This is a genomic window from Streptomyces sp. NPDC098781 (assembly GCF_044759995.1).
Classification (GTDB): Bacteria; Actinomycetota; Actinomycetes; order Streptomycetales; family Streptomycetaceae; genus Streptomyces.
The window spans coordinates 599,207-614,664 of sequence record NZ_JBIWAK010000001.1; the positions used below are offsets into that span (position 1 = coordinate 599,207).

Sequence of the window (15,458 nt, forward strand, 5' to 3'; positions counted from 1 at the left end):
GTCACCGCCGGGTCGATCTCGGTGGGCGGGCACGGCGTCCGCGACTTCCCGCAGGAGGACCTGCGCGGCCTCATGACGCTGGCGCCCCCAGGACACCTTCCTGTTCAAAACTCACTAGGAGTTTCTCGCCCTCGACAGCAGCTAAGTCGAACTGCTGGCCTCCCAACTCGAAGGATTCGCCGGACCGGGCGCCCGATTAGTGGCATTGATGCCCGTCCGCACCGAGCGGGCAGGGCACCGTCGCTACCACTTATTGAAAATGAGTGTCATCATCGTGTAAGAATCTGGTGTGTTTATCTCACCGCAGGCGCCGGCGCCTCCGATGGCCGGAGTGCGGCCCTTCGCGCTCACCGCACTCCGCCATCCCACCGTCTCCACCCTCCTGACGGATCACCGCGCCCTGCTCGCCGACCTTCTGGACGGCCTGGGATCGCCGCTGCACGTCGTGCTGCCCGAGATCTTCGAGGAGAACGTCACCCAACTCCGGCGGGCGTTCGCCGAGTCGGGCACCACCGCCGACATCCTGTTCGCCAAGAAGGCGAACAAGGCCGACTGCTACGTCACGTCGGCCGCTGCCCTCGGTGTCGGGATCGACGCCGCCAGCACCCCCGAACTGGTCAAGGCCCTGGCAGGCGGGGTGCCCGGACACCGGATCGGCATCTCCGGCCCGGAGAAGGACGACACCCTGCACGCTCTGGCCGTTCAGCACGGCTGCCTGGTCGCCGTCGACTCGATCAGTGAGCTACGTCGTCTCGCCGCGACCGCGCGGCTCGCGCGACGGCAGGCCAGTGTCCTGCTGAGGTCCCGGACGGCCGGTCAACCGGGAAGCCGCTTCGGGCTGTCCGCCGCCGAGCGTGACGCCGCCGTCGGTCTGTGCGCGGAACTCGCCGATCACATCAGCCTCCGCGGCTTCTCCTTCCACCTGAACGGCTACTCCACCGCGGCACGCGCGACGGCGGCGAACGAGATGATCGAGCACTGCCTCGACGCCAGGCGGCGCGGCTCGCTCTCCGCCGAACTGGTGGACATCGGCGGCGGGTTGCCGGTCCGCTATGTCGAGCCGCGACTCTGGGACGAGTTCATCGAGCAGAACGAACCGGCCCACTACCACGCGGCCAAGAACTTCAAGGACTTCTATCCGTACGGCGGGCAGACGGCCGCCCAGGCGGTGCGCGCGATCATGTCGCACCCGGTCGACGGGGCCGAGACGTTGTCGGCGAAGGCACGACGCACCGGCATCCGGTTCGTCGTAGAGCCCGGCCGGGCCCTGCTCGACCAGGCCGGATTCACCATGTACCGCGTTCGGCAGGTGGACGACCGGCGGGACACCGAGGGGTACGCGATCGTCACGGTCGCCGGCAGCAGTTTCAGCCTCTCCGAGCAGTGGTTCAACAGTGACTACCTCCCCGACCCGCTGCTGATGTCCGCCCAGTCCACCGCCGACGAGATGTTCCCGGCCTGCGTCGCGGGCTCGACCTGCCTGGAAAGCGACCTGGTGACCTGGCGGAAGATCGGCTTCCCGCGGCCCGTCCGGCGCGGCGACCACCTGGTCTACCTCAACACCGCGGGCTACCAGATGGACTCCAACGAATCACCGTTCCATGACGCCGCGCTGCCCCTGAAAGCCGTCCTCCGGCTCGGTGACGGCGGGGCCCGGCCGCGCTGGCACCTGGACGGAATCTGACGCGACCTCGAACCGATCCGACGCGACCTCGAATGAAGGAGAAGCCCCGCATGTCACAAAGCTACGCCCCGCCAGGGCAGTTGTGGCTTTTGCCACAGTCCCAGCAAGAAGGTCTCGACCTTGACCACCGCCAGGTGATCGAGGTCGTCGAGCAGGCCTACCGCGCATTGCGCGAAGGCGGCTCGAACAACCCGGTCAAGACGATCATCGACGATCCCGACCACCGCTCGCTGAGCTACTCGATGGTGGCCAGGGACGCGGGCAGCGGCACGGTCTGCTTCAAGGCCGTCTACGAGTTCGACCCGCGCCGCACCCGGGACAGTTACCGGTTCCACTCGTTCATCTTCCTCGTCGACGACACCACCGGGGCGCCCATCGCACTGATGGACGTGGTGAAGCTCGGCCCCTTGCGGTCCTCGGCCACCACCGCGCTGTTCGCCCGCGCGGCCTGCCCCGACGCTCGAACCGCCCTGGTCGTCGGCACCGGCGTCCAGGGGCAGGCGGCCCTGCCGATGCTGGTCGCGGCCCTGCCGAAGCTGGAGCGCCTGCAGGTGTTCGGCACCTACCCCGAGGGTCTGCGCGCGGTCCAGGACAGCGTCGACGGACGCGAGGTCGAGATCGTGAAGGATCTCCGGGAGGCCGCCGGTGAGGCGGACATCGTGATCGGCGCCGCTGGCCTGTCGGCCACGGAGGAGGTCCGGCGGGACTGGATGAAGCCGGGCTCGGTCGCCGTACTCCTCGGGTACGGCGTGCATGCCGACGTGTGCCACGGCGCGGACTACCGGATCGCCACCGACACCGCCCAGATGCACGCCACCTGCGACGACTTGCGCGGCGAGGACGGCAGCCTGCCGTCGGTCGACGCCCAACTGCCCGACGTCCTGCTCGGCCGGGCACCCGCCCGGCGCACTCCGGACGACGTGGTCTTCGCCTACAACAGCGGCATGGCGGTCACGGACGCCGCGCTGGGCCGGTACATAGCCGATCTCGCGCAGGCGAGCGAGCGCGGGGAAAAGGTCAACTTCTGGTGAGCAGTTCCCGGACAACCGACACGACCGACATGACAGAGGCCGGCGTCGGCTGGTGGGTCAAGAACTCGCGGGCGCTGCTCAAGCTCGCGTTTCCGCTGATCCTGACCAACTTCGCCTATGTCGCGCTGACCACCGTGGACATCGTGATGCTGGGCAGGCTCGGCGCGGTCGAGATCGCCGCCGCCGGTCTGGCCATCGCGCTGTTCAACCAGTTGCGTACCACCGGGACCGGCCTGGTCACCGGGGTCAGCAACCTGGTGGCCGAGGCGCGGGTGCAAGGCGACCGGGAACGGATCGGCGCCCTGCTGTTCGCGGGCTTCTTCTGGGCGACCGTCTGCGGTGTGGCGTTCTGCGCGGTGCTGCTGCTGATCGGCCCACTGCTCATCCTGCTGGGCCAGGACCCGAAGGTGGTCGACAAGGCAGGTGACTTCCTGGTGGTCCTGGCCCCGGGCATGCTGCCCTGCCTGTGGTTCCAGAACCTGCGGCACTTCACCACCGGCCTCAAGCGCCCCGGCCCGCTGCTGGCGATCACACTGGCCTCGGTCGGCGCGACCATCGGCCTGAACTACGCACTGATCTACGGCAAGTTCGGCCTGCCGGAGTTCGGATTCGTCGGCGTCGCGATCGCCACCGTCACGGTGTTCCTGCTGTCCTTCCTGGCGTTCATCGCGGTGATCCTGCGCGACAGCGTCCTGCGCCCGTACCTCACCTCGCCCGACGCGCGGCGCTGGAACGAGGACGCGGTCCGGTCCGTCTGGCGACTCGGCCTGCCGATCTCGGGAACGTATGCCTCGGAGGCCGGGTTCTTCAGCGTCCTCACTCTCATCATCGGCTCCCTGGGCGTCAACGCCCTCGCCGCGCAGACGGTGCTGAACCAGATCGTCTACATCGTCTTCATGATCTCCGCCGGCCTGTCCCACGCGGCGTCGATCCACATCAGTGAGGCCGACGGCGTCAACGACTACACGACAGCACGCCACATGGGACTCCTGGGCACGGCCTGGGGAGTGATCGCGACGCTGGTGATCGCCGTCCTGTACCTGGCGATCCCGAACCCGATCGTGTCCCTGTTCATCTCGGCCGAGCACGCCGACAACTCGGACATCGTCGCGCTCACGGTGACCGGACTGCTGATCGCCGCCCTCATGCAGGTCTTCGACGCCACGCAGAACATCGGGAACGGCATCCTGCGCGGCATCGGCGACACCGCCGGGCCCTTCCGGATCTCCCTGGTCGGCTACTGGCTGATCGGGCTGCCCGCCGGCTACCTGCTCGGAGTGACCGCCGACTTCGGCGTCGAGGGCGTCTGGATCGGCCAGACCATCGGCCTCGCGGCCACCGCCGCCATCCTGCTGGTCGCGTTCCTGCGCCGCGTCGACCGGCTCCACCGGGAGACGTCCGGCGCCCCCGTCCCGCAACCGGAGCCGTCATGAACCCCGTCCTCGCACCAGCCACTTCGGCGTCCTTGATACGCAGCGAAGTGGCGGGCCTGCCGCTCTACGATCCCGGTGCCGACCCGGACGACGTGGCCGCCCTCAGCGGCGGCCACGTGATCAAACTCTCCAACAACGAGAACCCGTACGGCATCTCTCCCACCGTCGCCGAAGCCGTACGCCTCAGCCTGGCCGGCGGCGTCTCCCGTTACCCCGATCCCACAGGCAAGCGGCTGGCCGAGGCCATCGGGACGAGCCTGGACGTGCCTGCCGAGCACGTCGTGCTGGGCAACGGCTCGGAGAACATTCTGGAGTTGCTGTGCCAGGCAGTACTCGATCCCGGTGACCTGGTGGTCACCCAGGCGCCCGGGTTCGCCCTGCACGAGATCTTCCCCCGCGTCATGGGCGCCCGGGTCGTCAAGGTCCCGGTGACCGCCGAGTTCGGGTTCGACGCGGCCGCCTGGCGTAACGCGCTGGCCGCGAGCCCGAAGCTCGTCTTCCTCGCCAACCCGTGCAATCCCACCGGCGCGATGCTCAGCGCCGGCGAACTGGAGCAGGTCGTCGCCGCCATGCCGGAGTCGGCCCTGCTCGTCGTCGACGAGGCGTACGGCGAGTTCGCCCGGACCGACCCCGAGTACCCCGACGGGCTGGAGGCACTGCGCGGCCAGGACCGGCCGTGGATCGTACTGCGCACCTTCTCCAAGGCATATGGCCTGGCAGCCTTCCGGGTCGGGTACGGCATCGCCTCCGACGCCGCCCTGATCCAGGCACTGGACCGGGTCCGTACTCCGTACAACGTCAACCAACCCGCCCAGGACGCCGCCATTGCCGCGCTGGGCGATCACGAGCACCTGGCGGAAACGGTACGCCTGACCGGTCTGGAGATCGCCAGGGTCACGGACCGGCTGCGCGGCGCGGGACTGCGTGTGGTCCCGTCCTCGACCAACTTCCTGTTCATCGACACCGGTTACCGCTCCGACCGAGTCGCCCAGGAGCTGCACCGCGCCGGAATCATCGTCAAGGCGTGGCGCGAGCCGGGATACGAGACCTACATCCGAGCCTCCCTGTCGACGCCCGAGGAGAACGACGTGTTCGTGCGGTGTCTGACGGAGATCTGTGCGAAGGGAAAGCTGTGATCAAGAGCAAGGTATCCGACCTGATAGGCCGAACACCCCTGCTCAAACTGTCGGTTGCGGAGAGTTCGGCGACCGTCCTGCTGAAGCTGGAGCAGTTCAACCCCACCGGCACCGCCAAGATCCGGATGGCGCGGAACATGGTGGACGAGGCGGAGGAGGCGGGGCTGCTCTCCCCAGGCGGGTGGCTGGTCGAGTCCACCTCCGGCAACACCGGGCTCGGCCTCGCACTCATCGCCGCCGAACGCGGATACAAGTTCACCGCCGTGGTGGACAACCACTCCAGCGCGGACAAGCTGCGCGGCATGCTCGCCTACGGCGCCGACATACTCAACGTCGCCGGGGACGAGGAGGGCCTCGCCACCGCCGAACGCGACACCGTGGCCGAGCGACTCGCGGCCGAGCACGGCGCGTACTGGACCGCCCAACACCGTAATCAGGGGAACCCCAACGGCTACCGGCCGCTCGCCCGCGAACTCCACGACGACCTCGGCGACGACATCCACTACCTGTACGGGGCTGTCGGCACCGGTGGTTCGCTCTGCGGCACTGGCCGCGTCCTTCGGGAACGCATCCCGGACTTGAAGATCATCGGTGTCGAGCCGGTGGGGTCGGTCGTCTTCGGCGGACCGGGCGCGCCGTACCACCAGTCCGGCACCGGTACGCCCGAGGGCTCGGAGATCGGCGGCGTCGTCGACTACGAAGTGATCGACAAGGGAGTCAAGGCCAGCGACTCGGAGGCCTTCGAGACCTGCCGCTACCTGGCGAGGAACTTCGGGATCCTGATCGGCGGTTCGGCCGGCGGCGTGGTCTACAAGGCCCTTGAGCATGCCCGGAGCGCCGGGCCCGGGACCACCATCGTCGTCCTGGTCTGCGACGGCGGCGACAAGTACCTGGACACCGTGTTCAACGACGACTGGATGGCAGCCAACGGCCTGTTCGACGAGCAGGTCGTCCACCGGCTGGCCGCGATGCTGCAGTAACACCCGGCCGACGAGCCGATCACTGCGACGCGATGCCCTTCTGGCACCACTTACGGATTGGAACGATCAGCCGATGAAAACGAAAATGATTACCACAATGCTTACGGCTGCCGCGGCAATGCTCGCGGTGGCCGGGTGCGGCGGCGACTCGGCCTCCGATGCGGCCGGGAAGGCGACGACGGCGGCGAAGGGCGGGACGACCTACCCGTTCACCATCAAGAACTGCGGCACCGACGTGACTTACAAGGCCGCGCCGCAGAAGGTCGTGACGCTGAACCAGACCGCCGCCGAGATCCTCATCCACCTGGGGGTGGGGGACCGGATCGCCGGATCGGGCTATGAGATCGAGAAGGCGCCGGACGCGATCGCCGCGCAGTACAAGAAGATTCCCATCCTGTCCGGGGAGGGCGAGACGATCAAGCACGAGAAGCTGCTGGAAGCACAGCCGGACTTCGTCTACAGCTCTTTCGCGAGCTTCCTCACCAAGGAGGAGGCCGGTGACCGCAAGGACTTGCACGACCTGGGCGTGCCGACCTACCTGACCGAGTTCGACTGCTCGTACCACGAGAGCGTGGCCGACGCGGACTTCGAGATGCTCTACGAGGAGTACCGCCGCCTGGGCAAGATCATGGGCGTGCCGGACGCCGGCGAGAAGCTGGCGACCGAGCAGAAGGCCGTGGTGGACAAGGCACTGAGCGGCTACAAGAAGCCGGACAAGCCGCTGAAGGTGATGTGGTTCTACTCCACCTACGACGGCACCCCGTGGGCCGCGGGTCCCGGTGGTCTGCCGCAGCACATCTCCGAGCGCGTCGGGGTCGAGAACATCTTCGAGGACGCGAAGACCAAGTGGGCGGAGGTGAGCTGGGACGAGGTCGCCGCCCGGAACCCCGACGTCATCATCCTGGCCGACCTGAACCGAGGCGAACCCAACGACACCGCCAAGGAGAAGATCGAGCTGCTCAAGAAGGACCCCCTCACCCGCAAGCTCGCCGCCGTGAAGGGCGACCGGTTCGTCACCATCCCCGGCACCCACATGGACCCCAGCTACGGCAGCGCGTCCGCGGTCCCCGCGCTGGTCGACGGCCTGAACAAGCTTGGCTGAGTCGTCAACCGCCATGACCACGAGCTCACAAACGACTGCCGCGCCCACCGGGACTAGGGTCAACAGCCCTGACAAGGTTCCAGTGGGCGCGCGGCGCGCCTCGACGGTGGCACTCTTCATCCTGGCCGTGGCCGGGCTGCTGGTGTCGGTCGTCGCCGCGTCGCTCTTCGGGAGCGCGAACATCCAGCCCCTGGACGTCGTCTCCACGATCCTCCGGCACATCGGCCTGGGTGATATCGCCCCCACCCCGCCACTGCCGGGGCTGCTGGACGCGCTGATCTGGGAGTCGCGCTTCCCGCGGGTGCTGCTGGCCTGCGCCGTCGGCATGGCCCTGGCGGTCTCGGGCGCGGTCCTGCAGGCGGTCACGAGGAATCCCCTGGCCGACCCCTACCTGCTGGGAGTCTCCTCCGGCGCCTCCACCGGCGCGGTCGCCGTCCTCCTGCTGGGCATCGGCGGAAGCATCTCCCTGTCGACCGGAGCGTTCGTCGGCGGGCTGGTCTCCTTCGCCCTGCTGCTGGTCCTGCTCGGCGGGGGGCGTGTCGCCAGCCCTTCCCGAGTGGTGCTCACCGGCGTGCTCGTGTCGCAGTTCTTCGCGGCGGTCACCTCGGTCATCCTCATGGTCAGCGGCGACGCGAACTCCACCCGCGGCTTCACCTACTGGCTGCTCGGCACCCTCGGCGGCGCCCGGTGGGAGGGGGTGACCGTCACCGTCGTGATCATCCTGATCGGGGTGATCGCCGTCCAGTTCTTCGCGCCCGCCCTCGACGCCTTCACGTTCGGGTGGGACTCCGCCGAAGCCCTGGGGATCAACGTCACCGCTGCCCGCGTCTGGCTGATGGTGCTGACCTCGGTCATGACGGCGGCCGCCGTGGCGGCATCCGGCGCGATCGGCTTCATCGGGCTGCTCATCCCGCACGCCGTCCGCATCCTCGCGGGCCCGACGCACCGCTCCCTGCTACCCCTGTCCGCGATCGTCGGCGCCATCTTCCTCATCTGGGTGGACGTGTTCGCGCGGACAGCGTTCTCGCCCCACGAACTGCCCGCCGGCGTCATCACCGCGCTCCTCGGCGCGCCCGCCTTCGCGCTGGTCCTGAAGCGTCTGGAGTCCTGATGGGCCGCATCACCACCACCCAACTCTCCTGGTCGGTCAAGGGCCACCGGCTGCTGGACAACATCGAGATGGCAGCCCACGACGGGAAGATCGTCGGCCTCCTCGGCCCCAACGGCTCGGGCAAGTCGACACTGCTGCGCCTGCTCGCCGGACTGCGCCGCCCCGACACCGGAACCATCCACTTCGACGACACCAGCCTGCACGACCTCAGCCGCAGGGTGCGGGCCCGCCGGCTCGCGGTCGTCGAACAGGACGTGTCCGCCCACAACCACGTCAACGTCCGCCAGGTCGTGGAACTCGGCCGCACACCGTTCCGCGGCCGCTTCGACGCGCTGACCGAGCACGATCGGCGGATCGTCGACGCGGCCCTGGAGCGGACCGACATCACCGGCAAGCAGTACCAGAGTTGGCACACCCTGTCCGGAGGGGAGAAGCAGCGCGCCCAACTCGCGCGCGCCCTGGCCCAGGAACCGCAGGAGATCCTGCTCGACGAACCCACCAACCACCTTGACATACGCCACCAGCTCGAACTCCTCGACCTGCTGACATCACTGGACGTCACCTGCGTCGTCGCCCTGCACGACCTCAACCTCGCCGCCCGGTACTGCGACCACATCGTCGTCCTCGACCACGGACAGGTCGCCGCGGCGGGCGCCCCGGAGGCCGTGCTGACCCCGGACCTGATCAAGTCGGTCTACGGCGTCAACGTCCTCGTCGACCGCGAACACACCACCGGCACCCTCCGCATCACCTACCTGGCCGCCACCGCCACAAGAACTGCTGCCACGAAAGCGATGCAACTCGATCCCCAATAGGCCTCATCAGCGGGGCCACCAAGTCCTCCTGGTGGCCGTGCCGCTCGCGTGGCGGGCGGAGTCTTTGGCCGTGACTCGGCGGGGTCACGGCCAAAGGTGTGTTCCCGGACGTGTGCCCGAATTTTCAGGGCGGGCTCAGCAGATTGAGCCGGTGCCTCCCGGCTGTTGGAGGTTGGAGGTGGAAGCCGCCGCGTGGTGAATGTGCGGGCACCATCTGCTCATGGCGGAGCGGGAGTTCAGCCGGGCACCAGCAGCGGATCGGTGCGGTACCCGTGGCATGCGGGGCCCGAACTCGTTGAGGAAGTCGCGCTGTGCCCGGGAGCCGAAGAAGCCGGCCCCAGTTGTGTCGAGGGCCGGCGGAAAGCTCTGGGAACGGGCTGCCCGGAGATCGACGACCGGGGCGCTTCAGGGCGCCGCAGCGCGCCGAGCTGTAGTCGGTCGAGGCGACGATCTCATCGCGTACCGGGCCGGACGGTGCCGTGGCTGCGACCACCGTCCGGCCCGGAGTCTCAGTGCCCCGTCGCAGCGGTGAGGGGATCGTGCTCGTGTGCGCAGGCCTCGTCGATGCCGTAGGTGTCCCATGCGGGGAAGGGGTCGGAAGCCGGCGGTCGCTCGTCTTCCCGCATGAGGCAGTCGGCCAGGGCTGCCAGCAGCGGCTCCGAGCGCAAGTTGGTGCCGATGAACACGAGTTCCTCGGTGAAGGGGCTGTCGGTGTCCCGTGCCGAGGAGGGCTCGAAGCGTGCCACCGAGCCGGCCTGCGACCACAGTCCCGTCACATGGGGGCGGCTCGCGAGGGTGAAGAAGCCCTTGGATCTGAGGACCTGCCCGTAGGCGCCGCTGTCGAGTGCCTCGGTCACGAACGTCCACAGCCGCCCGGGGTGGAAGGGCGTCCCGGAGCGGAAGACGGTGGAGGAGATGCCGTACTCCTCCGTCTCGGGAACATGGTCGCCGTTGAGTTCCCTGACCCAGCCCGGGGCCTGCTGCGCCCGCTCCAGGTCGAAGCGGGCGGTGCCCAGGACCTCGCCGACGGGTACACGGCCCCGCACGGCCGGCACGATGTGGGCGGCCGGGTTGAGCCGGGCGAGAGTGGCCCGTAGGCGTTCGGCGGACGCGGCGTCGACGAGATCGAGCTTGTTCAGGACGATGACGTCGGCGAACTCGACCTGGTCCATCAGCAGGTCGCTGACCGTGCGTTCGTCGTCCTCGTACTGGTCCAGGCCCCGTTCGGCCAGTTCGTCACCGCCCGCCAGCTCGAGCAGGAAGTTGGCGGCGTCCACCACCGTGACCATCGTGTCCAGCCGGGCCAGGTCGTCGAGGGTGGCGCCGTCGTCGCGGGCGAAGGCGAAGGTCGCGGCAACCGGCATGGGCTCGGAGATGCCGGAGGACTCGATGAGTAGGTAGTCGAAACGCCCCTCGCGCGCCAGCCGGTCCACCTCCTCCAGCAGGTCGTCGCGCAGGGTGCAGCAGATGCATCCGTTGGTCATCTCGACCAGGCGTTCCTCGGTACGAGACAGTGCTGCCTCGCCGCCGCGCACCAGGGCGGCGTCGATGTTGACCTCGCTCATGTCGTTGACGATGACGGCGACACGCAGGCCCTCACGGTTGCCGAGGACATGGTTGAGCAGGGTGGTCTTGCCTGCGCCGAGGAATCCCGAGAGGACGGTGACGGGGAGGCGCGGTGAAGGGGCGTAGGTCATGCGGCCGTCAGCCTTCGGGGCGGAGCAGACCGCGCTCGTACGCCTTCGCCAGCCGCTGGGGGACGAGGTACGGCACGCCGTCCACCGTCACCGTCACCAACTGAGGCGTCGTGGCCTTCCATTGCGCGCGACGGTGCCGGGTGTTGCTGCGCGACATCTTGCGTTTGGGTACGGCCATGGGGACACCTCCGGGTGCGACGGGTGAGGGCAACAACGATACATGAAAATGGATGTCATTATGTACTCTGCCGCTGGTGCCCCCTCTTCGGCTCACCGCTGCTCAGTGGCGGCTAACAATGCGGGATCCTCGATCCGAGGCCGGTTGTTCTCCAGCACCTTGCGCTCCCCACTCGGCGTCGAGCTGTCCGGTGCTGACGGGTTCGCCGGCCCGCATCTCGGCGATGGCGACGTCTGCGTGCGCCGCGCCGCTCGTCGCCGGCGGGCGTGCCGCCGGGCGCGGGCAGCTGTCGCGCGAGGACGCCGCCGCGCCGACAGCACCGGCCGGTGAGGTGAAGGCGTGAGACCGACGGCCTCAGCAGTCCCGGAACTCCGGTGACTGGTTCAGGATCTGGGCGCGCAGGGAGGTGAAGCGGGTGTACGTCTCGCCGCCGCGCGCCTCGGGCGGGAATACGGCGACGCGGTGGCAGTTCTGGAAGGCGAGGGCGACACCGAAGTGCCGCTCCAGGCTGCCGCGGATCGCGTCGCTGGACAGGGCCCGCAGCAGCTGGCCGCGCTCCTTCTCCGAGGGCGGGGTCTGATTGTCGGCGAACTCCGCGGTTCCGGAGCGCAGTTGGTCGGCCAGGCGGGCGACGAGGTCATAGGCGTACGGCAGGGACGTACGGACCGTTTCCACGAAGTCCTGCTCTCGCACCTGGCCCTTCTCGGCTTCGGCGAGCAGTTGCGGGGAGACGTCGAGCGACATGAGGTGCTGTCCTGTTCTGGGGTTCTGTTCTTGGCTGCTGGGCGTGGTGACGGTCAGGCGAGGGCGGCCAGTGCCTCGGGACCGTGCTGGAACTGCGGGTCGACCTGGGCGGCGAGGTCCTGGCCGGTGGCGGCGTTGGCCCAGGCCGTGGCGTTGCGCAGATGGAAGTTGACGGCGTGCCGCTGGAACGCGGTCCAGTCCTTGGGTCGGACGTCGACGGCGGCGTGCAGCCGGTCCAGGGTGCGGGCGTTGTGCGGCTCCAACTCACCGTGCTCGCGGCCCTGTTCATGGGCGCGGACGTACGAGGACTGCTCGCAGTGGGCGACCAGGTCGTCGCCGACATGGGTGCGCAGGAAGTCGAGGTCGTCCTCGCCGGTGACCTTGTTGCCGACGACGGCCACCGGGATGCCGAACTCGGCGGCGTGGTCGCGGTACTGGCGGTAGACGGAGACGCTCTTGCGGGTGGGCTCGGCCACCAGGAACGTCATGTCGAAGCGGGTGAACAGGCCGGAGGCAAAGGCGTCGGCACCGGCGGTCATGTCGACGACGACGTACTCTCCGGGGCCGTCGACGAGGTGGTTGAGGTACAGCTCCACCGCGCCCAGCTTTGAGTGGTAGCAGGCCACTCCGAGGTCGCTCTCGTCGAAGGCGCCGGTGACCATCAGGGGGACCCCGGCCACCTCCTGGACATGGTGGGCGTGGATCTCGTCGTCACCCAGCAGGCGCAGCAGCCGGGAGCCACGGCCGGGCGGGGTCGTCTTGACCATGGCGTCGCGGGACGGGATCCGGGGGTTGGTGCCCCGCAGGTAGTCCTTGATGTCGCCGGTCCGCGCGCTGAGCGGCGGCGCGGTGAAGAGCTCGTCCTCGTCGAGGCCGAGGGCGTACGCCAGGTGCTGGTTGATGTCACCGTCGATGGCGACGACCGGGGCGCCCGCGCGTGCCAGGTGACGGGTGAAGAGGGCGGACAGGGTGGTCTTGCCGCTGCCGCCCTTGCCCACGAAGGCAACGCGCATCTAACGACCCCTATTGGAAATGGATGTCATGAGCATAGGCTGGGGGTGCGGTGGGGTGCTGTCAAATCGGCTCCGCTTCAACTGGCTGCTCATGGGCGCGAGTTGGGGATCTCGTGGCGTGAGCAAGGGAATCCCTTTGCGCGGTCGGGAGGAGATGTGGGTGTGAACGATGCCGCTCGCGGCCCTCGGAGCCGCCCCTTCACCTTGGTCGTCTGCGGTACGTGTCGCGGCGCGGACGAACGGGTGAGGGACGGACTGCGGAGCGCGGTCCGGGCCTGTCCGCACGGGGTGATGGTCTCCGCCGGCTGCCTGGGGAAGGTGCTGCGCTGCCGGGGTGCTCGCGGGGTGCACGCGGCCGTGCAGCCGTGCGCGGTGGACCGCGGGCCCACCGGGGCGGTCGTACGCCTCGGCCCGCTCTTGAACGAGGCCGACGCCGAGATGGTCGGGGCGTGGTTGCGGGCCGGGATGCCTGATGACGGCACGCTGCCCGAGCGGCTCCGCGCCGCCCCCGCTCCACGGCAGGTAACGCATCTGAACTGAGCCACTCGATCGTGGCCGGACGGCTCAGCCCGACCGGGACGCGCGGCTGGCTCGGCCGGTCTCCGCGACCCGGTCGGGGCGGAGATCAGGAAAAGCGGACGAGGTTGAGCCGGTACTCCTCGACCTGGGGCAGGCGTTGCGTGGCGAGCCCGGAGAGCATGTCCTGGTAGGCGGGCGGTAGTTCGTCGTACATCCGGGGCGGGAGGCTGCTGAGCGTGTGCGAGGCGAGGACCTCTGTGCCGGCCCGCCAGTCACTGAGCCGGGACGGGTCGGCGCATGTCCAGGCCATCCGTGCTTCGACCTTGCTCAAGGCGTCGTGCTGGTCCTGGTGGTCGACGATGCTGGGCCCGGCGGTGTCCAGGGCGAGGAGGGAGCCAGGGAAGCGGTCGGCGACGAGGTCGATGACGCCGCGGACCTCGCTCTCGGTCAGGAACGGCAGCACGGCTTCGGCGGCCAGGAAGTACGGTCCGTCCGAGTGCGCGGTCACGATGTCGGCCCACGCGCCGTCCGTCACCGACGACGCGATCATCGTGCGTCGCGGGGAGTCGGTGAAGAAGGTCTGGCGCAGGTCGACGACATCGGGCAGGTCGAGGTCGAACCAGCGGACCCGGCCGTTGTCGACGCGTTCGAATCGTGTGTTGAGCCCGGTGCCGATCTCCACGACAGTGCCGGCGGGGTGGGCGGCCAGGAAGTCCGCGACCCAGCGGTCGAACAGGCCGGTGCGCAGCACCGTGCCGGTCAGGCTGGGCAGGCCGTCGAAGCGCGTGAAGTCGTAGTCGATGGACGCGACGAGTTCGTCGGCCCGCGGATCGCGCAGTGCCGGTTCCGGCTTGCTGTTCTCCACGGCCCGGCCGTACAGCGGGATCAGCAGGGTCTCCTGGACCGACCCCAGTCGCACGCCGTATTCCGTGTTCTCTGCCATGACTGTCTCCCTGGCTTGTGTGTGTACGGGATGGGGTGGCCCATTACCTTCGTCGGAGAGCTCGTTCGGGTTCGTGGCCATCAGAGGTGGGCAGCCGTCTCATGGGTGCAGGCGAGGTCTGCGCCCAAGGCGCGGCAGGCGCGCCGTTGTTGTGGAGTGGCAGGGCGCGGCGACGACCATCTGCACGGGCGGACAGCCGGGCCCGGCGGAGGCCGGCCGGGCGATCACGACGGGCGGTGTCGTCTTCCGGGCCGAGTACCGATCGGACGGTCTCCGTCAGCCGGCGCGGCTGGGTCGCCGGTCCCGATGAGCAGTGCGATCTGAATCCCAGGGCCATCGTCGACTGCCTCCTTCGTCCGCTGCGGGCTGGCAGCCGGTGCAGACGCCGGTGAGTTCGACGGTGTGCTCCACGGCCGCGAAGCCCGTCTCGGCGGTGATGCGCTCGGTCCACTCCTCGATGACCTCGGAGTCCACCGGACGACTGCGGCCGCAGCTGCGGCAGATCAGGTAGTGGCTGTGCTCGTCGCCGGTCCGCGGGCGGTAGAGCCGTTCGCCGACTTCGTCGCGTACGACGTCGACGCCGCCGGTCCTCTCAAGATCGCGCAGGGCGCGGTAGACGGTGGTCAGCCCGATCTGGGTGCCGTCGGCCGTCAACCGGGCGTGCAACTCCTGGGCGGACACGAACTCATGACAGCGCGTCAGCCCATTGAGGACGGCCGCGCGCTGACGTGTGATCCGGCCGCTCACAGCAGATCACCCCCGGTCGTGTCGGATCGAGGCGGACGTGCAGTGAAGGATAGATGAAAATGAAAGCCATGTCCATGTGGCGCCCGGCGATAAGCTGGCCAGTGCTGCCGCGCGCGGTGCCTGCGCACTGGGCCGTGCGCCTGTGGAACGGGGACGGACGCGGTGAGCCACTGACTCCCGCCGACGTCGGTGCGTCAGGTGGAGGCGGCGGGATGTGCTGCTCGTGCCGCATGCGCCGCACCGGGACCGCCGTGCGGCGCGGGTCGGGGCGCTGGTCGGTCATCTCAATGCCCAGGCGCTGCTCCTGGATCTGCCGGACCAGGAA

General features: G+C 68.9%; 15 protein-coding genes. 9 read left to right on the plus strand and 6 right to left on the minus strand.

What is annotated here, in order from left to right:
- Nucleotides 1–322: 322 nt before the first annotated feature.
- From ACIQWG_RS02660 to ACIQWG_RS02695, 8 genes are all read left to right on the plus strand, one after another.
- Nucleotides 323–1,684: an alanine racemase gene (locus ACIQWG_RS02660; RefSeq protein ID WP_404089436.1), complete on the plus strand. Its 1,362-nt coding sequence runs from the start codon at nt 323–325 to the stop codon at nt 1,682–1,684.
- Nucleotides 1,685–1,734: 50 nt separating this feature from the next.
- A complete protein-coding gene (locus ACIQWG_RS02665) occupies nt 1,735–2,715 on the plus strand; it encodes an ornithine cyclodeaminase (protein WP_404089438.1) in 981 nt (326 codons plus the stop codon).
- Nucleotides 2,716–2,744: 29 nt separating this feature from the next.
- Complete coding sequence (locus tag ACIQWG_RS02670; protein WP_404089440.1) at nt 2,745–4,148, plus strand: MATE family efflux transporter; 1,404 nt, start codon at nt 2,745–2,747, stop codon at nt 4,146–4,148.
- The gene (gene hisC, locus ACIQWG_RS02675) at nt 4,145–5,284 is read left to right on the plus strand and encodes a histidinol-phosphate transaminase (protein ID WP_404089442.1); all 1,140 of its coding nucleotides are present in this window, start codon (nt 4,145–4,147) and stop codon (nt 5,282–5,284) included. Before ACIQWG_RS02670 ends, hisC begins: the two co-directional genes overlap by 4 nt.
- Nucleotides 5,281–6,264, plus strand: a complete 984-nt coding sequence (locus ACIQWG_RS02680) for a PLP-dependent cysteine synthase family protein (protein WP_404089444.1) — start codon at nt 5,281–5,283, stop codon at nt 6,262–6,264. Before hisC ends, ACIQWG_RS02680 begins: the two co-directional genes overlap by 4 nt.
- A 97-nt stretch (nt 6,265–6,361) precedes the next feature.
- Nucleotides 6,362–7,366 carry an ABC transporter substrate-binding protein gene (locus tag ACIQWG_RS02685; protein WP_404089446.1) on the plus strand — a complete coding sequence of 335 codons (1,005 nt, stop codon included), beginning with the start codon at nt 6,362–6,364 and terminating at the stop codon, nt 7,364–7,366.
- 82 nt (nt 7,367–7,448) lie between these two features.
- Nucleotides 7,449–8,477, plus strand: coding sequence for a FecCD family ABC transporter permease (locus ACIQWG_RS02690; protein WP_404089447.1), 1,029 nt, complete (start codon nt 7,449–7,451; stop codon nt 8,475–8,477).
- Entirely contained in the window at nt 8,477–9,292 is an 816-nt protein-coding gene (locus ACIQWG_RS02695) for an ABC transporter ATP-binding protein (protein ID WP_404089449.1), read from the plus strand. Before ACIQWG_RS02690 ends, ACIQWG_RS02695 begins: the two co-directional genes overlap by 1 nt.
- A gap of 509 nt (nt 9,293–9,801) precedes the next feature.
- Here the strand turns inward: ACIQWG_RS02695 and ACIQWG_RS02700 are convergent.
- The 4 genes from ACIQWG_RS02700 to ACIQWG_RS02715 all read right to left on the minus strand — a co-directional run bounded on the left by ACIQWG_RS02700 (nt 9,802) and on the right by ACIQWG_RS02715 (nt 12,924).
- Nucleotides 9,802–10,989 carry a GTP-binding protein gene (locus tag ACIQWG_RS02700; protein ID WP_404089451.1) on the minus strand — a complete coding sequence of 396 codons (1,188 nt, stop codon included), beginning with the start codon at nt 10,987–10,989 and terminating at the stop codon, nt 9,802–9,804.
- A gap of 7 nt (nt 10,990–10,996) precedes the next feature.
- The gene (gene rpmF, locus ACIQWG_RS02705; protein WP_007387878.1) at nt 10,997–11,167 is read right to left on the minus strand and encodes a 50S ribosomal protein L32; all 171 of its coding nucleotides are present in this window, start codon (nt 11,165–11,167) and stop codon (nt 10,997–10,999) included.
- Between the two features lie 354 nt (nt 11,168–11,521).
- Nucleotides 11,522–11,911 (minus strand): SCO5389 family protein, encoded by a 390-nt coding sequence (locus ACIQWG_RS02710; RefSeq protein WP_404089453.1) that lies wholly within the window; start codon nt 11,909–11,911, stop codon nt 11,522–11,524.
- A gap of 53 nt (nt 11,912–11,964) precedes the next feature.
- On the minus strand, nt 11,965–12,924 hold the full coding sequence (locus ACIQWG_RS02715) for an ATP-binding protein (protein WP_404089455.1): 960 nt from the start codon (nt 12,922–12,924) through the stop codon (nt 11,965–11,967).
- Between the two features lie 162 nt (nt 12,925–13,086).
- Here ACIQWG_RS02715 and ACIQWG_RS02720 point away from each other — a divergent pair, with 162 nt between their 5' ends.
- On the plus strand, nt 13,087–13,464 hold the full coding sequence (locus ACIQWG_RS02720; protein ID WP_404089457.1) for a hypothetical protein: 378 nt from the start codon (nt 13,087–13,089) through the stop codon (nt 13,462–13,464).
- Nucleotides 13,465–13,549: 85 nt separating this feature from the next.
- Here the strand turns inward: ACIQWG_RS02720 and ACIQWG_RS02725 are convergent, their stop codons facing one another.
- Nucleotides 13,550–14,386 (minus strand): class I SAM-dependent methyltransferase, encoded by an 837-nt coding sequence (locus tag ACIQWG_RS02725; protein WP_404089459.1) that lies wholly within the window; start codon nt 14,384–14,386, stop codon nt 13,550–13,552.
- A gap of 276 nt (nt 14,387–14,662) precedes the next feature.
- Complete coding sequence (locus ACIQWG_RS02730; RefSeq protein ID WP_404089461.1) at nt 14,663–15,133, minus strand: Fur family transcriptional regulator; 471 nt, start codon at nt 15,131–15,133, stop codon at nt 14,663–14,665.
- Nucleotides 15,134–15,458: the final 325 nt, after the last annotated feature.